This is a genomic window from Gilliamella sp. wkB308 (assembly GCF_001690185.1).
Classification (GTDB): domain Bacteria; phylum Pseudomonadota; class Gammaproteobacteria; order Enterobacterales; family Orbaceae; genus Gilliamella; species Gilliamella apicola_I.
In genome coordinates, this window is sequence record NZ_LZGN01000007.1 from 1 (window position 1) to 25,792 (window position 25,792).

Consider the following 25,792-nt stretch of genomic DNA (forward strand, 5'->3'; position numbering starts at 1 on the left):
AAATTAAAAAAATATTAATTTTAATTACAAGATGGGTTAAAATATGTTAAAAGAGTAAGGAAATAATAAAGGAAATGAAAAAGTGAGCAATTTAATAGGGGTCATTCGTTTAGGTGACTCAACTGATCATGGAGGAAAAGTCATAACTGCCTCATCGACAATGATTGTTTTAGGTAAGCCTGTAGCTCGAGTAGGAGATTTAGTTAGCTGTCCTATAAAGAATCATGGGGTTAATCCTATCATTGAAGGAGAATCAAGTTTTACAGATCAAGGTAAATGTATTGCTTTGGATGGTCATAAAACTGCTTGTGGTTGTTCTTTAATTTCATCAGTATCTAAGGTTGGGAAAGCTTAATGCCTGTGGATTTAACATTACTACCAAAACCAAAACCAGAAGTTAAAAAAATAAATCGTTGGTTTTGGGTTATATTGCTTGTAGGGTTCATTTTGTGCGGAAGTATAATTACCTTTGTGCTGAGTTTTTTTTACAATATCCCAAATAATTTATTCATATCAGGTTTCTTTTTATTTCCTTTTTTTGCTTGGTTGCTTATATTTTTAAATGGTATTTATTTTCATGGTTACCGTAAAAATTATAATAAAGAATGGAATTTACATCGTGAACGCCGAAAGCAACAGTTAATCAAATATGGACAAAGAGGGTTGTATGTTTTAGAACATGCGCTTGTCACGCAACAAGGTAATACCGAAAATGTTCGTGCATTAAAAAATAAAAGTTTTCAGATGATCGCGAAACAATATGGTAATGATGGTGCTGTTATTGCTTACACATCTTTAATAAATGATTACAAAAACAATGATAGTAATTATAACTTTTTGAAATCAGTATTTGAACAATGGAAAGCAAAATTTAAGGTTAAATTTTTGACTTTAAATAGTAATATCAATATTCATGTAAGGTTATTTTTTGAATTGGAATTGGAAGAAAATAAAATGGAGGTTTTATGGTCTGAAACTTTGGGAAAAATTATCAATGACCCTGCTAGCTTTAAAATTGAAGAGCCAAAAAATTCTTCTACATTTATAGAATCGTGGTTAGATAACAGTCAGCATGATAATGAATTATTGTTAGTCATTAGCAGTCATATGTTTCAAACTCCAGTTAAAAATGAAGGTGAATTCATTTCAATGTTATTGTTAGCTGGTGAAAATGTAGATAAAAATTGTTATGCCTCTGATATTAGTAAATTAGGAGTTAAAGTCCATCGTAGTGAACAAACTAATCAGTTAAATAATACTATTGATAATGCTTTATTGTGGAGCAGCGATAGTGCTGACCCATATGATATTGTTTGGTGTAACTGTATGACTACAGATATAAAAAACGACATCATGAATTATTTTAATGAAATCAGATTTGAACCAAAAGATGTTTTAGATTTAGAACATTCAATAGGTAATGCAGGGTTATGTTCCTATTGGTTAAACCTCGCTTTAGCTATTGAAAATATAGTTCAATCAAAAAATAAACAATTAGTAATATTAGGTACTCCTTATGTTACTGCCTCAGTTGTATCGTGTTTGCCAGAAGAAAATAATAAGAGAAGTGAAAAAAATGAAAAACTATAAACTTATTTGGATGTTTTTATTGCTAATTGTTGCAATGATTATTGTTGTTTTGATTTGGCAGGATAATTTTTCGTTTCTTGTATGGAATACCGAAAAAGTTATCGCGTCTTTATTAGTTATCATTTTTGCGTTATTTCTATCTCATTTCCATGGACTTATTAATTTGTTATCACACAAAGTGATGGAATTGGATTTTCAGCGTGGAGATAAAACGAGTATCGATAGCGATAATAAGAAGCAAGAAAAAGTAAAAAAAACTGATGTATTTATGGAGCCTATTAAATTTATTCGTAACCGTCATGGTATGTTTTGGCGTTATAGAATTCAAAAATGCCTTGTAATTGGTGCAAGTTCAGATGTTGAATTAGTTTTTCCTCGTTTGCAACTTGAAAAATGGCAATTAAACGATAAAACTCTAATGATTTACGGTGGTGATATTGAAGATCCACTTGATACTTCTTGGTTATTAACTTTGAAAAAACGTTTTTCACGTTTTATTCCTTTTTTAAGTAAACCTTTAAATGCTCTAATATGGGTCGTTCCTAAGCAATATCTAGACAATACTCGAAAGCAGCATTTATTAATTGAAAAGTCAATATCGCAATTTGAAGCACGAGATAAGTTACTAAAGTGGTCAGCTCCTCTTTATCTTGTTTCGGCACAAGATAGTGAATGGCCGCAAACAGGGAGAACTGAACAAAGTATAGGTATTTTCTTTTCTACATTAAAGCAAGAAACTATAGATTCAGTTGAATCAGCGTTATATAAATTATCAGAAGAGTGTTGTATCCGTGGTGTACAACAAATTAAAATTAATACATTCTATGATTTTTTATTAAAGTTTAGCCAAAAATTAACTAACGGAGATATTACAAATATTAAACGTTATTTAGTTGCATTGACAGCATTTCCTTATTCTCCACGAGTCCGAGGGTTGTTTTTTACCCCTCATCAATCTCCTAATAGTAATGAAGAACAATTTTATGATAACTATTTGATCATGACTCCAACGTGGCAATCAATTAGCGATGATTCTAGATTACAACATGGACGGCGAATGGGAATTCAGTGGGGTGTGATTTCTTGTTTTGTTCTCTTAGGATTTTTTACGATACTAAGTATCGGTTTGATGACTTCGTATTTTAGAAATTCAACACTTATCAATGATAGTATTAATTTAGTTAAAAATGCGGATAATTCGGTTGAACAAGACTTAACAACCAAATTACAAATCCAATATGAATTACAACAACGTATTGAGCAGTTACTTTACCGTAAGCAACACGGTGCGCCATTTAGCTATCGATTTGGTTTGAATCATAATAATGAGCTTTTGGAAAATCTGTGGCTTTCTTATCGAGTGACCAATTCTAGAAATATTGCCACTCCGTTTCATAATCTAATGACAGATTATTTAACCTTGCTAACAGAGCTACCACCAGATAGTCCAGAGCGTTTAAAATTAGCCGATTCAGCTTATGATTTTTTAAAGGCTTATTTAATGTTAAGTCATCCGGATAAAAGTGATGGTATTTACTTAAGTCAGTTTGCTTCGCAAAAATGGCGAGCACCAGAAGGTATTAGTGATGGTGATTGGCAACGATTAATGCCAGATCTGGTCCGTTTTTGGGGACAAGTATTAAAAAGTAAGCCAGACTGGGCGCTTCAAGAAGACAAACGTTTGGTCAATGGTATACAAAAAATATTGATTAATAAAATTGGTGTTCAAAATGCCGTTAACACGCTTTATCAAGATATTATTCAGCGTGCAAGTCAACAATATACCAATCAAAATTTAAATCAATTACTTGAAGGCATTGATAGCAATATACTCTTTATTAATGATGTTGAAGTTCCCGGTATTTTTACCCGTAAAGCATGGGAAGATACTATTAAAAATGAAATTAATAGCGCAGCTAAATCACGTAAAGAGCAAATTGACTGGGTATTGGGCGAAGATAGCCAAAGCAATTTAATTGCTTCAATATCCCCCGATGTGTTAAGACAGCAATTAAAAGATCGTTATTTTAGTGAATATGGAGCATCTTGGGCGTATTTTTTAAATAATATTCAATGGCAACCAGCTAATAATGTGTCTGATGTTATTGAGCAATTGACTTTATTGGCTGATAATCGTCAATCCCCTTTGATTGCATTAATTAATGTCGTTAAATATCAGTCTGAAGTTGATTATTCTGGCGATGGACTGTCCGATAATTTAATTCGTACTGCACAGCAAATCATAGGCAAAAAGAATCAATCTGTTATTCCTTTAGCAAATAATGAGGCTTCAGGACCTTTAACAGAAACTTTTTCACCTATCGTGAACTTAATCAAAAATGAAAATAATAATCTTTCATTACAAACCTATCTTTCACGAGTCACACAAGTCCGCTTAAAATTGCAAAATGTGACCAATAGCGCAGATCCTAAAGCAATGATGCAAGGACTTGCTAAAAGTGTATTTAAAGGCACGTCAGTTGACTTGACCGAAACACGAGATTACGGAAATTTAATTGCCGCTAATTTAGGTAATGAATGGTCTGGATTTGGACATAGTTTATTTAAGCAACCGCTTGAGCAATCGTGGCAGGTCGTATTAACCCCAGCGACTGAAAGTTTTAACGAAATTTGGCAAAATTATATTGTGCATCAATGGGAAAAGTCATTTGCGGGTCGTTATCCTTTCAAAAATAGTGAAAACGAAGCGTCGTTTGCTGAACTGGCTCGTTTTTTACGTAGTGATACAGGCATTATCGACAATTTTATTATAAATGAATTAGGTGGCGTTTTAGAAAAGAAAGGGGGCAGATGGGTTGTTAATACGGTGAACGCTCAAGGACTTAATTTTTCACCGAAATTTATTAGCGCATTGGAGTTATTTAACGATTTATCATCTGAATTAATCACATCAGGTGATGTTAGTTTAGCCTTTGATCTAATGCCACGCAGTGGTAATAATATTGTCCGAACTGAATTAATCATTAATAAACAAAAATTAGAATATTATAACCAAGCACCAACTTGGCAACGATTCAATTGGCCTGGTGATGGTTATTCACCTTATTCACAGTTAAGTTGGAGTTCTGATGAAACAGGATTAAAACTCTCTGATTATTTTAATGGTGATTGGTCTTTGATCAGACTGCTTGAAAAAGCATCAGTTAAACCGCTTGATTCAAGTCGCTATGAGCTGGTTTGGAAAGTATCAGAGGAAGGTAGATTACGATATATTTTACGTACACAGTTGGGGCAAGGACCACTAACGTTGTTAAAATTGCGTAACTTTACATTACCGAATAGAGTTTTTGAAAATTAATTAAATGATGGAAGATTATTATGTTTAGCCAATTGTTAAACCGTTTATTTGGATCGCAAGATTCAAGTGAAACAGCTAAAAAAAATCTAAGTTTACAGTGGGCTGATTGGTTAGAGCCAATTAGTCTTGATAAACCAACGGGTGAAGATTTAACTTACCACGATACTTTTCAGGAAATAAAAGAAGAAATCGCTAAACTTTCCGGAATTGATTATGAGTTAGTCGCGACGGAAAGTGAAAATATCTTAAAGAAGAATAGTAAAGATGTACGTGTTGTTACTTATTATTGTTTGGCTCGGTTGCATATTGATGGTGCCAATGGCTATGCCGACGGTGTTGAAATATTAGCTGGTTTACTTGAAAAATTTGGAACCTCTGTTTACCCTTCTCGGCATAATATCCGTAAAAATGCGATAGAGTGGCTAGCAAATGCAAGGTTTCTTGACCCACTTACGCAATTACAACCAATTTCAGAAGAGTGTCTTTCGCGAATTATTTTAGCCCTCAATCAAATTGATAGTATTTGTCAAAAATTGTTTGTTGGTGAAACACCGGAACAGAACCTTGAAGCGCCAGATCTTTCAGCGCTTGTTCATTTTTTTAGCAATAATTTAAAGCAACCCGTTAAAAGTACTCAATCAGAAAACGCATCATCATCTATGCCTGTTTCTGAATCAATGCCAGAATCTTTTCCAAAACTTTCGGATGCTAAAATTGGTTCCCAACGAGACTTACTTGATCAAGCTCGCAAAATGGCTGCATTTTTAAGAGAAAAGCCAGAAGGCTATCTTGCAGCAGGTCGTTTTTTACGAATATTACGCTGGGATACCATTGTCGATTTACCTCCAGCAGATCATCGAGGACGAACTCGTTTACCGGCACCAAGAGCAGAACTTAAACAAAATATTAGTCGTTTAATCATCCAACAACAATGGTCAGAGCTTTTTGAACGTGTGGAAGCGGCTTTTATGGAAGGTGCGAACCATTTTTGGCTTGATTTACAACGAGCAACAGTTATGGCATTACAGAAAATGGGTGCACCTCATCAAGCTTGGGCGGATATATTTTTAACGGATATTGGGCTAATGCTTGAAAGATTAAATGGCATAGAACGGCTTTCATTCGATAATGGCACACCGTTTGCCGATGATGAAACGCTCAATTGGATTGCAACCAATGCGCGGATTCATCATTTAGATGAAGGTGACAGTATTGAACCAATTTCGATATCTGGTGAAAACGACTGGAATGAAATTGAAAAACAAGCGTTAGAATTGGCGCATAGTGAAAGTATTGAAAAGGCATTTCAGTGGTTGCAAAATTTACCTACTTTACGCTCACCTAAACAACGTTTTTTACTGCAATATACGCAAGCAAGAGTTGCTGAGCAAATGGGTAAACAAGATATCGCTATGAAATTATTGCTTGGTCTCAATAGTCAACAGCAAACAATGACACTTTTACAGTGGGAACCAGAATTAATATTTGATGTTAAACGGTTTTTATTAAAACTAATGAAGCAAAAAAATCAACTGAAAGATGGCTTTAAACCCGAGATTTCAGAAAAAATTGATTTGTTACAGCACGAATTAATGCAACTCGATCCAGCTAGAGCATTAAGTGTTATGTAGCGTTAATCAAACACCATTATTAATGGGGTAGTTAGTTTCAATAACGATATTATTAAACAGAATATACAAAAAAATAAAGAGATGAAAAATGGATGATTTAATTTTACGCTATTACGAATCAGAAATGCGGTATTTGCGAGAAGCAGGAAAAGAATTCGCCAAAATACATCCTGATAGAGCTAGTTTGTTAAACTTAGATCGTGTCGGTGATCGTGATCCTTATGTAGAACGTTTATTTGAAGGATTTGCCTTTTTAACGGGTCGTTTACGTCAAAAAATTGATGATGACTTACCTGAATTAACAGAAAGTTTAGTGACATTACTTTGGCCTCACTATTTACGACTGATCCCATCATTATCGATTGTGGAACTTACGCCAAATTATACGACGTTATCACGTGAAGAAGTCATTCCAAAGGGATTGCAAGTGCAATCTGAGCCATTAGGGCATGTCGGTACACGGTGTCCATTTAGAACAACACAAGATGTCACTTTACGACCTATTAAAATAAGTCAAGCTAGATTAGGGCTAAGCCATGATGGTCGTAGCATGATTACTATTCGGTTGAGTATTACTGAACTGGCTGACTTTGAACAGTTGGATTTATCATGTCTACGTCTTTATTTAAATGCAGATGCCCCCATCGCATCAACGCTACATCATGTTTTAACGCAGAAAGTTGGTTCAATTCATGTTCGTTACTCTGATGATCCTGAAACAAGAGTTTCGTTAAATGGTCATATTACCCCCGTTGGATTCAGCGAGGACGATCGCTTATGGTTAAAACCAGATAATGCATTTTCTGGCTATCAACTTCTACTAGAATATTTTGCATTTCGTGAAAAATTTATGTTTGTTGACTTGCATGGTTTAAAAACAAGCAATATATCAGAAGCATGTACTTATATTGATATTGAATTGACGCTCAATCAATCATGGCCAACCGATATGCCTTTTGGCGATGATAATATTCGTTTGCATTGCGTACCAGTCATCAATTTATTTGATATGGAAGCCGATCCTATTGTGGTAAATCAGCTAGAAAGCGAATATTTACTTCGCCCTTTATTACGTCAAGATGGGCATGTTGAAGTGTATTCTGTTGAACATGTTGAAGCTATTACGCGTGATGGACGTTATCGATATGTTCCATTCACGAGTTTTAAACACCGTGGAGGTATGCTGCGTCATGATGCGCCAGAAAGGTATTATCATACTCGAGTCAGAAGAGGAGCTTCCGGTTTACATGACACATGGCTGATTTTGGGCGGTAAAATTTGGGATAAAAACGAAATGCTCGAAACCGAGACTTTATCGTTACGTATAACAGGTACTAATGGTATGTTACCTCGTAAAGCTTTACGTAATGCTCGAATTCATGATCTTTCTGACTCAAATGGTAATATTGCTAAAGTACGAAATCTTTGTTCTCCAACAATACCTTGCTATCCACCAACTGAGGATCGCTTTTATTGGCGTGTTCTTTCGCATCTTGCCCCGAATTATTTGTCACTAATGAATGCTGAAGTTCTACGTGGAACACTCGCATTATATGATTGGACAGATAACGAACTTAATCGTAGACGCTTGGAAGGTATCGTTGAAGTTTCTCATCGAATGATTAAACGCACAGTTAAAGGTATGCTGCAACGAGGTATTGAAATAGAAGTCACTATCAATAGTTTTCAATTTACCGGGGAAGGTGATGTAATGCTGTTCGGCGAATTATTACATCAGTTTTTTGCTTTATATGCCGATGTTAATTTATTTACACAATTGGTTATTATTAGTCTACCTACAGGAAATAAAATTGTATGGAACCAGAGCAAAACATCGAAAACAGCCCTTTAATGCAGATGCTTGAAAAGCAACTGCCAAAAATTAATTTTTATCGTTTTTGTCAGTTACTTGAGCAGTTATATGCAGACGAGCCTATATTGGGTAAAAGCGAATCACCTGCTGCAGATCCGTTGCGTTTTGCACCTTCGGTGGATATGTCTTTCCCAGCAAGTGAGCTGAAATATATAGAAAAAGCACCCTATATAAATCGTCCAACAACAGTTAGAACCCGTTTTTTAGGGTTGTATGGGGTTGATGCTGTATTACCGCTTGGTTTGCTTGATAAGATTATTCGGCGAGACGAAAATTATCAATCCATGACTGATTTTTTAGATATGTTCAATCATCGGGTCATTACTCAATTTTATCGTATTTGGTTGAAGTATCATTATCCAGCATGTTATTTAAGTGGCGGGCGCGACCCAGTATCAAAATGCTTGTCTGGTTTAATTGGATTAGGTGTAAAAGGTACCATTGAACAAATAGGTACGCCACTATCTCGATGTTTTGCATTATTAGGGTTAATGTCTCAAAAAACACGTACAGCTGAAGGCATTATCGGATTAGTGCGTGTGATGGTCGATGATGCGCAAGTAAGTGTAAGCGAATTTTATCCTATTTGGCAGTCAATTGATTATCCAGCAAAATTAGGCGGTCAAGGGCCACATCGAATCGGATTAGATGGTGGTGCTGCATTGGGTTCACGTTTTAAAGAGTGTAATCAAAGTATTCATCTTGTTATCACGCCTCAACACGAACATCAAATTGCTGAGCTATTGCCCGACGGACAATTATTTCATGATATTTTAGCTTTATTACGTGCTTATTTAGGTTATCGTGTAGATGCCAAAATAACGCTGTGTATTAAGCGAATTTTTCTACCAAGAAGCCAACTAAAATCAAGAAATAGCAGATTAGGATTAACTGCTTCATTTAATAAAACTGACGAAAATAATCAACCTGTTGAAGACGAAATCAAAGTGAATTTGGGTAGCTATTCTGGTGTTGATTATCAAGTATATCAATCAAGGGACTAAAAATGAAAATAATGAAAACATTACTTGCTAGTTTATTAATCATTTCGCTAATGGGTTGTGGTATCGCTCAAAGTGTAAGCGAAACGGCAGTTGAAATCACGGATTCTGTCTTTAAATGGAATGTCAGAACATTACATTTAGATCTAAAAGCAAGGGCTGAATTAAATACAGATGATGATGGACGCTCATCACCTGTTGTGATCCGAATTTATCAATTAAAAGATGCTGATAATTTTAACGCTGCTTCTTATCAGGAACTCGTTGATAATGACAGTGAAATATTACAAGAATCACTCATTGAAAGCAAAGAAGTTGTACTAAAACCCGATACATCAATTTCAATTGATACGCCATTTGATAAAAAAGCAGATGCAGTAGGCGTGATAGCGCTTTTCAAAGAACCAAATCTAAAAGATAACAGTTGGCGACTAGTATTGGAACGTGGTGATCTTTATATTACTGAACCACGCGAAATTATCGCTAGCCAATATAGCATTAAACTTGTGGAAGAAAAGTAAATGAGTGCTTCATTATATGACATCTTATATGGCTATTTTGAGTCTGGTATCCCGATAGATGAAATAGCCGAAAATGAACAAACCATTATAAGTGTAATGGATAATATCGAGCGTATTCTAAATAGTCGGGCAGGGGCTATCAACCATATGCCTGATTATGGGCTACCGGACATGTCCACTATCTTTCAGGCATTACCGTCATCAGCTTACGTATTAATGAGAGCCATAGAACAAACATTACTCATTTATGAGCCACGACTTGAATCAATAAATATCAATATTGATGAGAAAAATAAAGATTCTATGGTGCTTAGCTATGAATTAGTCTGTTATTTTAAAGAAGGTGGACTAGTCAAATACGGTACTTATTTTATGCCCGATGGCAAAGCACAATTAAGATATACCAAAAAAACAGCACGAAATTAATAAAGGATAGATAAATAAAAAGCATAACAAATTGGTTAATAATAAAACAAAAATAAACCGTTTACATCTGTATTAACAATAAACAGCATATCGGAGTAAAAATGCTTGGAGAACGAATAAAAATAGCTAGATGTAAACGGGGATTGAGCCAGGGAGAGATGGGAAAAAATGGGTAACATTTAAAGGGCAGCGGTTTCTAAATGGGAAAACGGTACTAACAAACCAAAAAACTACATTTCTCAATTAATTAATGGCAAATCATCATTTGGTGAAAAATCAACTCGACGTTTGGAAAATGATTATGGCATACCTGAATTTTATTTAGACAAACCAGAACATAATGAATTATATGGAATTAATCAGAATAATAGAGATCACATTAATGATAACAACTACATAATTGAAATTTTGGATATTAATGCTAGCGCAGGATTAGGCTACCTAAACTCGGATGTGATGGAAATGGTTAAATTAATTGAATATGATTCGGAGCAGGCAAAATTATTATTTAGGGGCGTTAGCGCTGAAAATTTGAAAGTCATCAATATCAGTGGTGGCAGTATGCAGGACACGTTAGATAGCGGTGATGCAATATTTGTTGATGTATCTAAACGGATGTTTGAGGGGGGATGGAATTTATGTTTTTATATTCGGTCGTAATTTATTTGTAAAACGATTACAGGTAATTAAAAATGTTATTCGAGTGAAATCCGACAATCAACTTTATATACATGGAAAGGTTATATTGAGCCAATCCATGTTATTGAGAAAGCACGGATAACCGCTTCGACGTTTTTTTTAAATAATAAAGGCAGAAGGAATAGATTAATGGAAAAAAGAAAAATAATTCATGAAGGTGAAATTGTTTTGGGTGAAACAATAATACCATGTTATGTCCTAGAGGATGGAACTAGAGTTTTATCTGGTAATGCGATGCAAAATGCACTGAAGTTGCAAGAAGAGCATGAAACGAAATCAGGGACAAGGTTGGCCAGATATTTGAATCAAAAAACGCTTGAACCCTTTATTTATAAGGGCAAAAGTCCTGACCACTTCAACCCAATTGAGTGTTATAAGGGGACTCAAAAAATTAATGGTTATGAGGCAACAATACTCGCTGATATTTGTGAAGCATTTCTTGAGGCTAGAAACAATATAAATTTATCCACGAGACAGAAAATCATTGCTGATCAATGTGAAATATTAATTAGAGGTTTTGCTAGAGTTGGTATTGTAGCATTAATAGACGAGGCTACTGGTTATCAGTATGAAAGAGAAAGATTTGAATTACAAAAAATTCTCACCGCTTATGTCTCAGAGGAAATTTTGAAATGGCAACTAACATTTACGGATGATTTTTATAAAGAAATTTTTAGATTGTGGGGTTTACCATTTATACCTAAATATATTAAAAATAAGCCGTCGTTTATCGGTAAATTGACCATTAAATACATATATGATCAAATGCCTAAAGGTGTAATTGAAAAAGTAAAGGACAATATCGGGAAAACAGAAAATGGGAACTGGAAATATAGATGGCATCAATCTTTAACTTCTGATGTTGGTCGGGAACACTTGAGAAAACAAATCATTGAAGTTACGACGTTAATGTCCGTTTCTGAATCTAAAGAACAATTTAATTATTTATTTAAAAAGAAATACAACGATGAACCTCAGTTACAATTAGAATTCAATGAGAATTTACTTAAATAAGATCATTCACTGAGACAGAGCCCGCTATTGCGGGTTTTTTCATGTCTAAAATCTGCATAAAAATCTTTTTACTCTCCATGTGAAAAAACACTCAACCACACAAAATTTATAATTATCTAACCTATTGTTATATAAATAAAATAATTTTTTTTGAAAAAGTTTAGTTATTAATAAACATTTTGTTTTGCTTTTGGTTAGCTATTTACTAAACTAAACACATCAAAACAAATCAAGTTAACAAAGCAATTAAACAATACCACGAGTTATTTAACAATAAATAGATAAATGAGGTAATTTTTATGTTTAATTTAGGCGATAAAGTGGTGGTAAATGGTTTTTAGGCTAACGGCGAAGTGTTCCCTATATACATAAGGATAAACTGTTTTTTTGATACTAACTATTGGGGCGGAACATCGCCAACGTTTCACGAGATTAGATCGCTATCGGAACGTTTGTATAGAGTTCAAAGAGTTGATAAGAGAAACCTTTTGGGTCATAAATCACAGAAGATGACAGATAAATATAACGACAGTAGAGGACGAGAATGGCGATACCTGAAAATATAAATATTTATAAAGTTTACGTTATTAAAAAACGACGAGGAGGTAGTGAAATAATTAAAAATCTCAGTACAAAAACTCCATTTTTTCCTGCCGCTAAAGAGGCGTTTTTAGAGCTATATAAATTACCGCTAGATAAAAATCATCTAATATTAATGTCCAAAAATAATAAACAAATTAATGCATATCGCTATCAATCAGAACGCGGTGAACGTGATTACTTTGATGAAACGATGGATCTAATAGATGAGCTTAGCTGAGGCGCAAAAATGAGCTGGTAGAAGTAGATTGCTCGGATTGTATCTGACAGATAATGAACAAGCGCTAGTAACTGAATTGGGTGAAAAATATGGCTCTAAAAAAGCCGCTATTTTTGCTGGACTATCCCTACTAAAAACAACACACAAAAAAAGCAATTGGTGATTATATAGAATGCTTAATATATAAAACAATCATACAGTCAATTAAAACTAACCGACTGGACGGGTTTCCAGATTTCTGTTTATACCTGTATACACAGGGATAAACCGCAAGAAAAATTATCAGATTTATATAAAAATTTATATTCCCTATATATACTGAAATAAACCGAATCGGCAGATAATAACACCAAACTAGATTTAGTGTTCTAATACAATAAACTGCTTCAACATGAACACTATTAACATACGAAAATGATTCCCCGTTTACACAAGAATATGCAATACTAACGCTGTGATGACAAACCCTTTCGTATCTGTATTTCTATTGATTTTATTTCATTTTTCAAATAATTGGAGTTTATTATGAAACTACGTAAAGTCATGATTATTGGAGTAGGGAATGTGGGATCTACGACGGCTTATACCTTAGTTAATCGTGGTATTTGTGAAGAAATTGTACTGGTTGATGTAAATAAAGATCGGGCTTATGGACATGCTCAGGATTTGTTAGATGCGGCTGCTTATCGGCAAAATATGATTAAAGTCAGTTTACGTGATGCCAACGATTGTGCTGATATTGATATTGCGATTATTACGGTTACTTCGGGATTAGCGCAAAAAAGCCGAGCGGAGGAGCTAGCTGGTACGTCAAAAATAGTTGCAACGATTGTGCCAGATATGATGAAAAATGGTTTTAAAGGGATTTTTTTAGTGGCGACTAACCCTTGTGATGCGATTACTTACCAAGTTTGGCAATTATCAGGTTTACCCCGTCATCGGATAATTGGTACTGGGGTTTGGCTTGATACAGTAAGGTTACGTCGTTTATTGGGTGAACAAATGGATATTGGTCCACAAAGTATCGATGCGTTTATTATTGGTGAGCATGGCGATTCACAATTTCCCGTTTGGTCGCATTCATCGATTTATGGCATTAACCTTAATCATCTTGAAAAAAATAGAATCGATTTTAATGATATTGGCAGCAAAGCGAAGAATAAAGGTTTTGAAATTGCTAAATTTAAGCATTGCACTGAATATGGTATCGCCAGTACGATTACTGAAATTTGTCAGCATATTTTTACTAACAGCCATCGTGCGTTAGCATTAAGTTGTATTTTACATGGGGAGTATGGTTATCAAGATGTGGCAATAGGTGTGCCTGCGATTTTAGATCAGCATGGTATCAAAAAAATTATTGAGTTAGATTTTTCAGATAATGAAAAGCAGTTATTTAAAAATAGTGTCGAGATTATTAAGGGTTATATTGCACATATTAAATAAGCGTGTTTGGTCTGATAGTTGTTTTATACTCAGTCAACGGATATATCACCCAGAACGCTAATTTTAGTTAGCGTTCTGCTATAAACGTTTGGCAACTTATTATTTCATTTTGTATATTTTAAAGATCTTTAATGTTGATCGGCAGGAAACACCACACCAGTTTGCTTTCTTATTTCAGTCAAGATTGTTGATGATAGTATCGAATAGGCTAAACCGTTATGATCTACGTTACGTTGTTGATATAGCTTAGCGAATTCTTCTGCTTCGTAATACATATCATTATTGTGTTGTGTAAGGGTGATTTCTTTTTTTTCACCGATTCTTGGTTGATAAATAATACGCTCACAAGTGGCAAGATTTTCAATAATAAGCGATCCATTTTCGCCTTGAATTTCACTAGGAAGGTAAGAGTTACTGACTTTTGAATGCCAAATGATGACATCAAAATCGTCATAATTAAGTAAGACACTGCCATGCGCATCGACACCTGACGCAAGTTTTGTCGCACTGGCATTTGTTTTATTGGGATATCCCCATAATTCTAGTCCAAAATTAAGTGGGTAAACCCCAATATCCATTATAGAACCATTTGAAAAGGTGGGATTAAACGTGTTGGGATTATTGCCATTCAAATAACTTTCATAACGGCTGGAGTATTGACAGTAGTTGAGTAGTGCTTTGCGAATTCTTCCTAACTTTGGAAGATAATCCCGAATTAATTGATAATTGGGCAAATAAACGGTTTTAAGTGCCTCAAAAATGAGTTTTTTGTGTTGTTTGGCAATGTTAATTAATGTTTGGGTTTGCGTCAAATTCGAGGTTAATGGTTTTTCACATATTACATCTTTATTATTTTCTAACATCAATTTGGCTTGTTCAAAATGGAGTGAGTTTGGGCTTGCAATGTAAACAACATCGACATTGGCATATTGAGCAAGCTCGGTAAGCTTATCAAATACCGTATTAACTTGGTATTTTTTTGCCAGTTCATTGGCTTTGTTGATATCACGGGAATAGATAGCGGTTAATTGATATTGTTTAGTTTGTAATGCCGCATCAATGAATTTTTCAGTGATCCAATTGGTTCCAATTGTTGCTAATTTAATCATGGTTAATCTATCAATTTTTTTAAAGGCTTAAACTATTTGATTAAGATTTAGGACTATTCACTTTAATTAATGCCCGTAAAAGTGAATAGTCTTTCTTTATTTAATTCGAATTGGTTAAAAAGAGTTTTAACGATGGATTTTCGGTTTCGTTATGGAAACCATAACCTAATTCGGTTAAGTGTTTACCAAAATCATGGCTATTGGTTTGGTCAATTTCAAATGCAGCAAGAACTCGACCATAATCAGTCCCATGGCTTCGGTAATGGAACATTGAAATATTCCAGTTAGTACCAAGTGTTTGTAAGAATTTGAGTAATGCTCCTTGCGATTCTGGAAATTCAAAGCTGTAAACTTGTTCTTGAATTGGCTTACAAGGCTTGCCACCAATCATATAGCGAACATGCAGTTTAGCCATTTCATCATCAGTCAGGTCAACTACGGGGTAACCCGCTGAAGTGAGTTGTTGCATGATGTCATCTTTTTCACTATTTTTAGTGATTTTAACACCCACAAAAATGCATGCCGATTCTTCATCATGATAGCGGTAATTAAATTCGGTGACTGAACGTCCACCCAATATCTGACAAAATTTTAGAAAGCTGCCTTTTTGCTCCGGAATCGTCACGGCGATTAAAACTTCTCGTTTTTCACCTAATTCACAGCGTTCTGACACATAACGTAAATTATGGAAGTTTAAATTAGCTCCCGATAGGATATGAGCAAGGTTTTCACCTTGAATATTGTGTTTTTCAACGTATTTTTTAAGTCCTGCCAATGCGACCGCACCCGATGGTTCAGCAATGGCTCGAACATCATCAAATAAATCTTTGACAGCCGCACAAATTTCATCGCTATCAACAGTAATAATATCATCGATATATTGTTGGCAAAGTCTGAATGTTTCATCGCCGATGCGTTTAACGGCAACTCCTTCAGCAAATAAACCTACTCGATTTAAATCAACTGGGTGACCGGCATCTAAGGCTGCTTTTAAACAGGCAGCATCTTCAGGTTCAACTGCAATGACTTTAATCGATGGCATAATTTGTTTGATTAGGACAGCAACACCAGCAGCAAGCCCACCACCGCCAACGGGAACAAATATACGATCGAGTTTGGCATTTTGTTGCAACAGTTCCATGGCAATACTGCCTTGTCCGGCAATCACCAGTGGGTGGTCAAAAGGGGGAATAAAAATGCGTCGTTGTTCTTTGGCTAATTCTAAGGCTTTGGCTTTGGCTTCGTCAAAATTCGCACCATAAAGCAAAACTTCACCCCCGAATCCTTTTACTGCTTCTACTTTGATGTCCGCTGTCGTTAAGGGCATAACAATAAGCGATTTTATGCCTAATTTGCTCGCTGAAAATGCAACACCTTGTGCGTGGTTTCCAGCTGAAGCAGCAATAACGCCACATTGTCGCTCTTCTGGGGAAAGGCTGGCGATCATCGCTTGCGCACCTCGAATTTTAAAACTGTGCACTAGCTGACGATCTTCACGTTTGACAAATATCTGATTATTTAATCTGGCAGATAGTTTATCCATTTTTTCCAGCGGTGTGACTTGCGCCACATCATATACGGCACTGCAAAGCGTTGCTTTTAAATAATCAGCACCAGTCAGTATTGTTTGTTGTTTCACTTTTAGCCACCTAGTTTACTTTTATCGCGGACTGCACCTTTATCAGCACTGGTCGCTAAACTTGCGTAAGCTTTTAGGGCAAACGACACATAGCGGTCACGATTATGAGGGGTAAATGCTTTGTCGCCACGAGTAAGCTCAGCCACCCGACGACGTTCTAGTTCATCTTCAGGCACATCTAAAACTAATTTTCGATTAGGAATGTCAATATCAATAATATCGCCATCACGTACCAGACCAATTACGCCACCGTTAGCCGCTTCTGGTGAAATATGTCCAATGGATAAGCCTGATGATCCGCCTGAAAATCTACCGTCAGTAATGAGTGCACAAGCTTTACCAAGTCCCATTGATTTTAAATAGCTGGTAGGGTAGAGCATTTCTTGCATTCCCGGCCCACCTTTTGGGCCTTCATAGATGATCACAACGACATCACCTTCAACTATTTTTCCACCTAAAATGGCATCAACTGCATCTTCTTGGCTTTCAAATACTTTTGCAGGCCCTCTAAACACAAGGTTTTCAGCGGCAACACTGGCTGTTTTTACAATAGCGCCATCTTGGGCAACATTACCATAAAGTGTGGCAAGTCCGCCGTCTTGGCTATAAGCATGTGCTTTGTCACGAATACAACCATTTTCCCGATCGTCATCCAGTGTGTCCCAATAACAATCTTGTGAAAATGCTTTCGTTGTACGAATGCCAGCCGGCCCACTGCGATACATTTTTTTTACTTCTTCATCTTGGGTTTGCGTAATGTCATATTGTGCAAAGGTTTCTTGTAATGACAGTCCAAGCACATTGTGAACATTGCGATTTAGTAGTCCTGCTTTGTCAAGTTCTGACATGATGGATACAACACCGCCCGCTCTGTGTACATCTTCCATGTGGTATTTTGCTGTACTTGGTGCAACTTTACATAAGTGCGGTACTTTACGAGATAGTCGATCGATATCTGACATCGTAAAATCAATTTCGCCTTCTTGCGCTGTCGCAAGCAAGTGTAAAACGGTATTGGTCGAGCCTCCCATCGCAATATCGAGTGACATGGCATTTTCATAGGCTGCTTTGGTGGCGATGGCTCTTGGTAGATAAGATTCATCATCATGTTCGTAATAACGTTTGGTAATTTCAACTATGCGTTTGGCCGCTTTTAAAAATAGTTGTTCACGTTGCTTGTGAGTGGCAATGAGTGATCCATTACCGGGTAACGAAAGCCCTAAGGCTTCGGTTAAGCAGTTCATTGAATTCGCTGTAAACATGCCGGAACATGAGCCACAAGTCGGACAGGCTGATTCTTCAATCGCTTTACTGTCTGCGTCACTCACATTGGGGTTGGCGCTTTGAATCATGGCATCAACAAGATCAAGTTTGATGATTTGATCTGAAAGTTTGGTTTTCCCGGCTTCCATAGGCCCACCTGACACAAAAACCGTTGGGATATTTAAACGGAGAGATGCCATTAACATACCGGGGGTGATTTTGTCACAGTTGGAGATGCAGATCATCGCATCAGCACAGTGCGCATTGACCATGTATTCTACAGAATCGGCAATAAGTTCACGTGAAGGTAACGAATAAAGCATACCACCATGTCCCATTGCAATACCATCATCTACTGCAATGGTATTAAACTCTTTAGCTATACCACCTGATGCTTCAATCTGTTTAGCCACTAGTTGTCCTATGTCTTTAAGGTGAACGTGTCCCGGTACAAACTGAGTAAATGAGTTTACGACGGCGATAATAGGTTTTCCAAAATCTTCATTTTTTACGCCAGTAGCACGCCATAACGCACGCGCTCCTGCCATGTTTCTGCCTTCAACGGAGGTTGCTGATCGATATCTAGGCATTTGTTGCTCCCAAGTTCTTATTATACTTGCGACCGATTTAATCGGTTTATCATTTTGATGAGTCCATCATGTTTTGATGTGCATCGCATTACAAAAAGTATTTATCCGCCGTATTAGTTAGCGGATTTTTTGAGATATTATTTAATAATATCTAACCAACCATATTTATCTTCTGTTTTACCGTTAAATAACCCGAAGAATGTTTGTTGGATCTGTTTAGTGATTGGGCCACAACGTCCAATACCGACTTGAATGCGATCAACGCTTCGTACAGGTGTAATTTCGGCAGCGGTACCTGTCATAAAGACTTCGTCAGCTAAATAGAGTGATTCGCGTGATAAAATTTGTTCACGGACTTCGATACCCAAATCACGAGCAAGCGTTAATACAGCATCACGAGTAATACCAGGAAGTGCAGAACAAGATAATACAGGTGTGAATAGTACACCGTCTTTAATGATAAATAGATTTTCACCCGCACCTTCTGATAGGTGACCATGTACGTCTAAGGCAATCCCTTCTTGGAAACCATTAGCACGAGCTTCAGATCCAATTAATAATGATGATAAGTAGTTGCCCCCAGCTTTTGCCGCTGCTGGAATGGTATTGGATGCGACACGATTCCATGAAGAAACCATAGCATCAATTCCTTGATCTAATGCATCTTCACCTAAATAGGCACCCCAAGGAAAAGCGGCAATCATGACATCGGTTTGATAACCAGCAGGGGGATTAACGCCCATACCGACATCGCCAATAAATACAAGAGGACGAATATAGGCACTTTCTAAGTTATTTTTCTTGATAGTTTGACGCGTGGCTTCCATGATTTCTTCAATCGTGTAAGGAACAGGAAAACGGTATATTTTGGCTGAATTTAATAATCGTTGTGCGTGTTCTTTATGACGGAAAATAGCAGGGCCTTGATGAGTTTTATAACAACGAACACCTTCAAAAACTGATGTACCATAATGTAAAGCATGAGACATGACATGAATTTTAGCATCTGCCCATGGAATCATTTCACCATTGAACCAAATATAATCCGATTTTGCTGTAGAACTCATTTTTATTTCCTCTTAAATTTTACTTTTGTTTAGCATAGATATAGCTCCGTGCTTTCAACAATAAACGGTCAAGCATTATACTATACTATCGATTTTGTTTAACTGCTAAAGTGTATACTTTTATAAATTTAACTTATTATTTCATCATGATTTATTATTGAAAATAACTATATTTCAATCGATATCACGTCTACCAATTTGTCGATCTGATTAAGTAGTGCTGAAATAGGGCGCTTTGTTGTCAATGCTAAAGATAACGATAGAATCTGATCATCTTTAGTCTGCATTTGCATCTGTTTAATGTGACCACCACGGTGGCGTATAACCCGTAAGATACGCTCAAGTGTTCCTAATTTATCATAAGCGGTGATAGTAAATTGATGCTGATCGTTATTACTCATCTTTTACTCCTTACTGTTGTTATCTAACATATTTTCATTGGCAGCACCGGGTGGAACAAGAGGCCACACGTTTTCAAGCTCATCAATACACACATGTAATAAATAGGCACCTGTTGAATTTAATAGCGTATCGATGGCGCTTTGAATTTCTGATTTTTGGGTAATTTTTTGTCCGTCGATATCGAAGGCTTTAGCTAGCATTAAAAAATCAGGATTGTCAGATAAATTGGTTTCGCTGTATCTTTGATTGAAAAAGAGTTCTTGCCATTGTCTAACCATGCCTAAACGTTGATTATCAATTAATACAATTTTAATCGGTAATTTTTTGCGTTTAATTGTGGTCAGTTCTTGAACATTCATCATAAAAGAGCCATCACCAGAAATGCAAATCACACAATCATTTGGTCTTGCTAATTGTGCTCCAATGGCAGCAGGTAAACCAAACCCCATTGTGCCAAGTCCACTAGAAGTAATAAAGTTTTGTGGGTGGTTAAATTGCATGTGCTGAGCTGTCCACATTTGATGTTGCCCAACATCGGTAGTGACGATTGTATTAGCTGTTTTTTGTTCTGAAAGACTTTTGAGTAACGCTGGGGCATAGATAGGTTCGCCCGGATGATCATAACGAGTTGGATACGCTTTTCGTAATTGGTCTATTCTTTTGTGCCAATCTTCTATCGATACGGTTTGGTGAATTAAAGGTAAGACTTGTTTGATGTCTCCTTGTAAACCTAAATGCGTTTGCTTTAATTTATTGATTTCAGCCTGATCGATATCAATATGAATGACTTTAGCATGGCGAGCAAATTCATTCAGGTTTCCGGTAACACGGTCATCAAATCGCACCCCTAACGCAATTAATAGATCACACTCTTGCACCGCTAAGTTCGCTGCTTTAAATCCATGCATGCCAATTAATCCTAAATAATAGGGATTATTGATATCGGCAGCCCCTAATCCTTTTAAGGTTGAAACGCTCGGAATTTGAGTCATTTCCATAAATTCTCTTAATTCTGATATTGCGCCAGAAAGCCCAACCCCACCACCGATATAAAGCATGGGTTTTTCGGCGTCTTGAATCATCGTTTTGGTTAATTTTATATCATCAGAAGAGATAACAAAGGGTTTTGATTTGTTGAGATAACTTTGAGAAGTGTGGTTGGTTAAATATTGTTGGTAATCTAAGTTGGCAAGCTGGATATCTTTCGGAACGTCAATCAATATTGGTCCCGGTCTGCCTAAGTTGGCTAACGTAAATGCCTCCTCAAATATATTGGGTAAGTCATGCGCATCATCAATTAAATAACTGTGTTTAGTACACGCCAATGACAAACCTAATACATCAACTTCTTGGAAGGCATCGGTACCGATTAAGTTATTAGGTACTTGACCCGTTATTGCAACGATTGGAACTGAATCAATCAAAGCATCTGCAAGTCCCGTGATAATATTGGTTGCTCCCGGCCCCGATGTGGCAATACATACCCCTGTTTTGCCTGTCGCCCTTGCGTAACCTATAGCAGCCATTGCTGCACCTTGTTCGTGACGACATAACACATGTTCAATACCGCCGTCATAAAGGGCATCATACAGAGGCATAATTTGTCCACCAGGATACCCAAATACGGTGGTAACGCCTTTTTCTTTTAAGGTTTTTACTATCCACTGTGTTCCTAACATTTATTCCTCGCTCTTTTTTTCAGGTATTTGCATTGCTCATAAAAAAACCCCCGCTTTTTGGGGCGGGGGTTTTGGGTTAACTATGAAGCTTTTTTAACTCAAAGAACGCCCCCGCGCTGGAATAATGACCACGCTGACAAGAATATTGATGAGGACGATAATAAGTGAAAAATTCATACGTTTTATTTAAATTTTTTTGCTTCTTTGAGTAAGTATTCTTAACAAAATACTCGTTTTAGAAAAAAATTCAACTGTTTTTTTGCGTTTTTTTAAAGTCTTGCTTTCGCGATTGCAAGAAGTTTGAAAATAATTGTGATTGATGTCTAAAATGATTTTATCGTTACACGAGTTTTTAATTGGCATTTTTCAAAGATTAGTGTATAAATGTTAATCATTAATCGTTTTTATCTGCTTATTTACACAGTTTCATATCAAAAAAACACTTTTAAAATAATAAAAGGCGAAATATGTATGAACATATTAAAGATAATTGTTTTAATAAGTATTGGTTTTGTGCTGCTTAATTGTGATAACTCTAAACCTGCGTCAAATCATTCCACTGCTGACAGTTCAACTAAACCCAATAATGATTTGCTCACTTCGCAAAATTTAGAAATTAATGCGGTTAAAAACGAGTTACCGATTGAAATTGATGAATTGACAACACTATTTGATGTTTTTGCTGACAATAATATTATCCATTATAAATATCGTGTGAAGAATACTCCTAAACAGGCACTATTATTAACGTCTACGCTTGATACTTTACGTAGTAATTTACTTGATGATTATTGCCAAAATGTGCCACAAATGAAAGAACTGAAAAATGTGTTCCCAAATGGCGCCCACTATCATTACTTCATCGATAATGAAGAAATAATTATTGTTGAACTTAATCCAGATGACTGTCAGATAGATAAATGATCTTTTATTGATTATTTATCTTTTTAATCAAACAATCATAGGTCATTACGTTTTTGCAGTATTGGGAATAAATTGTTGTGTGCTGGCTTAATAGACGTTTATTTGTTAAACTGAGATCGTTTATCAAATTCTATTAATTTTCGTCTTGTTGATTGATAAATTGTATTCTCGCCCCGTTATTTATGGACAGCCACAGTTAAAATTATATTTGATTCAGTTCGTCACAACTTAATGATTTTTAAAAATAATATTTAAATTTTTTATCTCTATTCATCTTATTTATTAAAATTGTTAATTGATTCGTTTCAACTTTTGTCTAGTTATACGGTTTTGTCATTATTAATTGATTTTATTTAAGTTATTTATCGTTTATGAACATGTATGTGTTTAACTTAGGAGAAAATTATGAGTAAACAAACCTGTAATCCAACGACCAAATATTATCATGAAAAATTTCCAAAACAAAAACAGAAAGCACCTGGTTTGCAATGTGAGATGAATCCGGTTCCTGACTGTGGTGAAAAAAGTTATAAAGGTCATCAACGTTTAGAAGGTCTTAAAATGTTGGTCACAGGTGGAGATTCGGGTATTGGTCGTGCAGCGGCAATCGCTTATGCCAAAGAAGGGGCGGATGTTGCAATCAATTATCATCCTGATGAGCAAAAAGATGCTGAAGATGTGGCAAAAGTTATTGAAGCTGCCGGACGTAAAGCGGTATTAATACCCGGCGACTTAAGTGATGAAGCGTTTTGTAAAAAAATGGTGGATGAAGCTCATCATAAACTTGGTGGGTTAGATAATTTAACGTTGGTTGCAGGTAAACAAACTGCAGTAGCTGATATTATGGATCTGACTACAGAGCAAATTCGCAAAACGTTCGAAATTAATGTCTTTTCGCTATTTTGGGTAACTAAAGCAGCATTAGGTTATTTAAAACCTGGCTCAACTATTATTACTACTTCATCTGTTCAAGCCTTCCAACCTGGTCCAACATTATTAGATTATGCTTCAACTAAATCGGCAATTATCGCTTTTACAAAAGCTTTGGCTAAGCAATTAGCGAGTAAAGGTATTCGTGCTAATAGTGTTGCACCCGGTCCGGTTTGGACACCATTACAAGTTTGTGGTGGACAACTCAGCGATGCAATTCCTGAATTTGGTAAAGAAACACCACTCAAAAGAGCAGGGCAACCGGTTGAACTTGCTGGGGTCTATGTACATTTGGCTTCAGAAGAGTCAAGTTATACCACTGCAGAAACTTATGGTGTAACGGGTGGTGAGCATACTAATTAATCTCATGTTTATATCGTGATAAAAGAGCTGTTCAGGCTCTTTTATTACAAAAAAATTTTAAGCTAGACATCTTAAATCACGTTCTATTATGCATTGTTCATAATAGTGTTAAAACTTAACTTAGAATAAAGGCAAAAAAATGAAATTTTTTAAAGTAATCACGCTTGCATTATTAGGTATTTTTTTAGTTAACTGTGATAATTCTAAATCGACTGTTGATGATATTAAACAGAAAGTACAGCAAACGGGTGCAGATATCAGCGATAAAACACAAGATTATTTTGAACAAGCAAAAGAAGAAAGTAACGATATATTGAATAAGTTGAAAGAGGGTAACTATAATCTTGCACAAGATGCGGTGATTAAAAATATTAAACAAACATTACCACTGAATATTGATCAGAATACTTCATTGGTGGATGTATCCAAAGAAAACAACACGATTAATTATAAATATGATGTGAAAGGTGTGACGCCAGATGATTTAAAAATTGAGAATACTCAAAAAACATTATTAAATAATTTACTTACCGATTATTGTAGCTCAGATCTAATGAAGAAAGCATTAAGACTTGCTTTCCCTGAAGGTGCTACACATAATTACTATATCAATAATAGTAACGCATTAACACTTAATCTCAAACCAAGTGATTGTGATGGTAAATTGTAGAGTATCGATTAAGGTGAAAAGGGCTATTAATAGCCCTTTTTTTATTTTGTTTATTGAGAAAGATGTGAATCTAAATATCATTTTAAAAAATGAAGATTATCAACTCAAAATGATGTATTTATGTTAGTTAATTAAATGATGATTTTCTAATGATAGAAGATAACGATCAGGTTATTACCTAAAGTTTAATTAACACAGTGTATTGTTATTGACGCTTACTATTAAAATAAAAATATATTTTATGTTGTAAAATTTTAACCATATAAATTAAAATCATCATTCAAATTATATAGGGACTTTTTATTTTTTTATTAATTGTTTTATTTAAAATGGAAAAAACAAAATAATATTAATTTTACTTATGGGTAATAGCATGAAATATAAAAAAATATCTGCATTATTGGTATGGAGTTTGGCGTTGTTTGGTTGTGATAGTGGGAGCTATAAAGAAAAAAATCAACGTATAGTTATTGATTCAATGAAAAAAAAACTTCCTATTGTTTATGATGAGAATTTTGCGTTAGTGGATGTTTCAAAGGACAACGATCAGTTTATATATAAATATGAAATAAAAAATATTGAAGAAGTAGAATTAACCTCACCAGAGTTTGAACAGTCATCTCGCACAGGGATTCTTGAGCTTTATTGTTCGGATAACAAAGATATTGCTCATTTTAAAGAAATATTCATGGATGGTATTCGATATGATTATTATTTAAATAATAAAAAAATGTTATCCATTATCGTTAAATCAACAGATTGTACAAGATAATTGTCATCGTATTTATCTATTCACTTTTGTGTGCAACATAATAT

General features: G+C 35.5%; 22 protein-coding genes and 1 pseudogene. 17 read left to right on the plus strand and 6 right to left on the minus strand.

Translation table 11 applies throughout. From position 1 onward, the window contains the following. Positions 1–82: 82 nt before the first annotated feature. The 13 genes and pseudogenes from A9G10_RS00980 (at position 83) to A9G10_RS01035 (ending at position 14,340) form a co-directional block, all read left to right on the plus strand. The gene (locus A9G10_RS00980) at positions 83–355 is read left to right on the plus strand and encodes a PAAR domain-containing protein (RefSeq protein ID WP_218837303.1); all 273 of its coding nucleotides are present in this window, start codon (positions 83–85) and stop codon (positions 353–355) included. Then, positions 355–1,590: a hypothetical protein gene (locus A9G10_RS00985; RefSeq protein ID WP_065557838.1), complete on the plus strand. Its 1,236-nt coding sequence runs from the start codon at positions 355–357 to the stop codon at positions 1,588–1,590. The genes A9G10_RS00980 and A9G10_RS00985 overlap by 1 nt, the downstream gene beginning before the upstream one ends. After that, positions 1,577–4,909: an ImcF-related family protein gene (locus tag A9G10_RS00990; RefSeq protein ID WP_065557839.1), complete on the plus strand. Its 3,333-nt coding sequence runs from the start codon at positions 1,577–1,579 to the stop codon at positions 4,907–4,909. The genes A9G10_RS00985 and A9G10_RS00990 overlap by 14 nt, the downstream gene beginning before the upstream one ends. A gap of 20 nt (positions 4,910–4,929) precedes the next feature. Next, positions 4,930–6,540: a type VI secretion system protein TssA gene (gene tssA, locus A9G10_RS00995; protein ID WP_065557840.1), complete on the plus strand. Its 1,611-nt coding sequence runs from the start codon at positions 4,930–4,932 to the stop codon at positions 6,538–6,540. A gap of 88 nt (positions 6,541–6,628) precedes the next feature. Further along, a complete protein-coding gene (gene tssF, locus A9G10_RS01000) occupies positions 6,629–8,392 on the plus strand; it encodes a type VI secretion system baseplate subunit TssF (protein WP_065557841.1) in 1,764 nt (587 codons plus the stop codon). Further along, complete coding sequence (gene tssG / locus A9G10_RS01005) at positions 8,356–9,417, plus strand: type VI secretion system baseplate subunit TssG (protein ID WP_065557842.1); 1,062 nt, start codon at positions 8,356–8,358, stop codon at positions 9,415–9,417. The genes tssF and tssG overlap by 37 nt, the downstream gene beginning before the upstream one ends. A gap of 2 nt (positions 9,418–9,419) precedes the next feature. Next, on the plus strand, positions 9,420–9,935 hold the full coding sequence (tssJ, locus tag A9G10_RS01010) for a type VI secretion system lipoprotein TssJ (protein ID WP_065557843.1): 516 nt from the start codon (positions 9,420–9,422) through the stop codon (positions 9,933–9,935). Next, a complete protein-coding gene (gene tssE / locus A9G10_RS01015; RefSeq protein WP_065557844.1) occupies positions 9,936–10,361 on the plus strand; it encodes a type VI secretion system baseplate subunit TssE in 426 nt (141 codons plus the stop codon). It abuts the gene before it with no gap. Positions 10,362–10,649: 288 nt separating this feature from the next. Continuing rightward, positions 10,650–11,021, plus strand: a complete 372-nt coding sequence (locus A9G10_RS01020; RefSeq protein WP_065557845.1) for a S24 family peptidase — start codon at positions 10,650–10,652, stop codon at positions 11,019–11,021. Between the two features lie 168 nt (positions 11,022–11,189). Continuing rightward, positions 11,190–12,074 (plus strand): P63C domain-containing protein, encoded by an 885-nt coding sequence (locus A9G10_RS01025; protein WP_065557846.1) that lies wholly within the window; start codon positions 11,190–11,192, stop codon positions 12,072–12,074. Between the two features lie 407 nt (positions 12,075–12,481). Further along, a pseudogene (locus A9G10_RS12960) lies at positions 12,482–12,640 on the plus strand (integrase); the annotation flags it as partial. Further along, positions 12,619–12,894 carry a hypothetical protein gene (locus A9G10_RS01030; protein WP_065557847.1) on the plus strand — a complete coding sequence of 92 codons (276 nt, stop codon included), beginning with the start codon at positions 12,619–12,621 and terminating at the stop codon, positions 12,892–12,894. The pseudogene A9G10_RS12960 and the gene A9G10_RS01030, both read left to right, overlap by 22 nt. 525 nt (positions 12,895–13,419) lie before the next feature. Then, positions 13,420–14,340, plus strand: coding sequence for an L-lactate dehydrogenase (locus A9G10_RS01035; protein ID WP_065557848.1), 921 nt, complete (start codon positions 13,420–13,422; stop codon positions 14,338–14,340). Positions 14,341–14,468: 128 nt separating this feature from the next. On the opposite strand, the gene A9G10_RS01040 is transcribed toward A9G10_RS01035, so the two are convergent. The 6 genes from A9G10_RS01040 to ilvG form a co-directional block, all read right to left on the minus strand. Then, entirely contained in the window at positions 14,469–15,449 is a 981-nt protein-coding gene (locus tag A9G10_RS01040) for a Gfo/Idh/MocA family protein (RefSeq protein ID WP_065557849.1), read from the minus strand. A 100-nt stretch (positions 15,450–15,549) separates the two neighbouring features. Beyond that, positions 15,550–17,088 carry a threonine ammonia-lyase, biosynthetic gene (gene ilvA / locus A9G10_RS01045; RefSeq protein WP_065557850.1) on the minus strand — a complete coding sequence of 513 codons (1,539 nt, stop codon included), beginning with the start codon at positions 17,086–17,088 and terminating at the stop codon, positions 15,550–15,552. Positions 17,089–17,090: 2 nt separating this feature from the next. Then, positions 17,091–18,941 carry a dihydroxy-acid dehydratase gene (gene ilvD / locus A9G10_RS01050; RefSeq protein ID WP_065557851.1) on the minus strand — a complete coding sequence of 617 codons (1,851 nt, stop codon included), beginning with the start codon at positions 18,939–18,941 and terminating at the stop codon, positions 17,091–17,093. A 137-nt stretch (positions 18,942–19,078) separates the two neighbouring features. Continuing rightward, a complete protein-coding gene (locus A9G10_RS01055) occupies positions 19,079–20,008 on the minus strand; it encodes a branched-chain amino acid transaminase (protein WP_065557852.1) in 930 nt (309 codons plus the stop codon). Positions 20,009–20,175: 167 nt separating this feature from the next. Next, positions 20,176–20,409 (minus strand): acetolactate synthase 2 small subunit, encoded by a 234-nt coding sequence (ilvM, locus tag A9G10_RS01060; RefSeq protein ID WP_065557853.1) that lies wholly within the window; start codon positions 20,407–20,409, stop codon positions 20,176–20,178. A 3-nt stretch (positions 20,410–20,412) separates the two neighbouring features. Then, a complete protein-coding gene (gene ilvG / locus A9G10_RS01065; RefSeq protein WP_065557854.1) occupies positions 20,413–22,089 on the minus strand; it encodes an acetolactate synthase 2 catalytic subunit in 1,677 nt (558 codons plus the stop codon). A gap of 471 nt (positions 22,090–22,560) precedes the next feature. On the opposite strand from ilvG, the gene A9G10_RS01070 reads away from it, so the two are divergent. From A9G10_RS01070 to A9G10_RS01085, 4 genes are all read left to right on the plus strand, one after another. Further along, positions 22,561–23,013: a hypothetical protein gene (locus tag A9G10_RS01070; protein WP_065557855.1), complete on the plus strand. Its 453-nt coding sequence runs from the start codon at positions 22,561–22,563 to the stop codon at positions 23,011–23,013. Between the two features lie 405 nt (positions 23,014–23,418). Next, positions 23,419–24,306 (plus strand): SDR family oxidoreductase, encoded by an 888-nt coding sequence (locus tag A9G10_RS01075; RefSeq protein ID WP_065557856.1) that lies wholly within the window; start codon positions 23,419–23,421, stop codon positions 24,304–24,306. Positions 24,307–24,445: 139 nt separating this feature from the next. Beyond that, positions 24,446–24,976, plus strand: coding sequence for a YtxH domain-containing protein (locus A9G10_RS01080; protein WP_065557857.1), 531 nt, complete (start codon positions 24,446–24,448; stop codon positions 24,974–24,976). A gap of 373 nt (positions 24,977–25,349) precedes the next feature. Further along, positions 25,350–25,748: a hypothetical protein gene (locus A9G10_RS01085; protein WP_065557858.1), complete on the plus strand. Its 399-nt coding sequence runs from the start codon at positions 25,350–25,352 to the stop codon at positions 25,746–25,748. Positions 25,749–25,792 lie beyond the last annotated feature (44 nt).

Bases quoted from the DNA above. Each gene is read 5' to 3' on its own strand.
- tssA (WP_065557840.1), top strand. From the start codon at position 4,930: ATGTTTAGCCAATTGTTAAACCGTTTATTTGGATCGCAAGATTCAAGT.
- A9G10_RS01055 (WP_065557852.1), bottom strand. From the start codon at position 20,008: ATGAGTTCTACAGCAAAATCGGATTATATTTGGTTCAATGGTGAAATG.
- tssJ (WP_065557843.1), top strand. From the start codon at position 9,420: ATGAAAATAATGAAAACATTACTTGCTAGTTTATTAATCATTTCGCTA.
- A9G10_RS00990 (WP_065557839.1), top strand. From the start codon at position 1,577: ATGAAAAACTATAAACTTATTTGGATGTTTTTATTGCTAATTGTTGCA.
- A9G10_RS01035 (WP_065557848.1), top strand. From the start codon at position 13,420: ATGAAACTACGTAAAGTCATGATTATTGGAGTAGGGAATGTGGGATCT.
- A9G10_RS01080 (WP_065557857.1), top strand. From the start codon at position 24,446: ATGAAATTTTTTAAAGTAATCACGCTTGCATTATTAGGTATTTTTTTA.
- A9G10_RS00985 (WP_065557838.1), top strand. From the start codon at position 355: ATGCCTGTGGATTTAACATTACTACCAAAACCAAAACCAGAAGTTAAA.
- tssF (WP_065557841.1), top strand. From the start codon at position 6,629: ATGGATGATTTAATTTTACGCTATTACGAATCAGAAATGCGGTATTTG.
- A9G10_RS01075 (WP_065557856.1), top strand. From the start codon at position 23,419: ATGAGTAAACAAACCTGTAATCCAACGACCAAATATTATCATGAAAAA.
- A9G10_RS01030 (WP_065557847.1), top strand. From the start codon at position 12,619: ATGGCGATACCTGAAAATATAAATATTTATAAAGTTTACGTTATTAAA.
- A9G10_RS01085 (WP_065557858.1), top strand. From the start codon at position 25,350: ATGAAATATAAAAAAATATCTGCATTATTGGTATGGAGTTTGGCGTTG.
- tssE (WP_065557844.1), top strand. From the start codon at position 9,936: ATGAGTGCTTCATTATATGACATCTTATATGGCTATTTTGAGTCTGGT.
- ilvM (WP_065557853.1), bottom strand. From the start codon at position 20,409: ATGAGTAATAACGATCAGCATCAATTTACTATCACCGCTTATGATAAA.
- A9G10_RS01040 (WP_065557849.1), bottom strand. From the start codon at position 15,449: ATGATTAAATTAGCAACAATTGGAACCAATTGGATCACTGAAAAATTC.
- ilvG (WP_065557854.1), bottom strand. From the start codon at position 22,089: ATGTTAGGAACACAGTGGATAGTAAAAACCTTAAAAGAAAAAGGCGTT.
- ilvD (WP_065557851.1), bottom strand. From the start codon at position 18,941: ATGCCTAGATATCGATCAGCAACCTCCGTTGAAGGCAGAAACATGGCA.
- A9G10_RS01025 (WP_065557846.1), top strand. From the start codon at position 11,190: ATGGAAAAAAGAAAAATAATTCATGAAGGTGAAATTGTTTTGGGTGAA.
- A9G10_RS01070 (WP_065557855.1), top strand. From the start codon at position 22,561: ATGAACATATTAAAGATAATTGTTTTAATAAGTATTGGTTTTGTGCTG.
- tssG (WP_065557842.1), top strand. From the start codon at position 8,356: ATGGAACCAGAGCAAAACATCGAAAACAGCCCTTTAATGCAGATGCTT.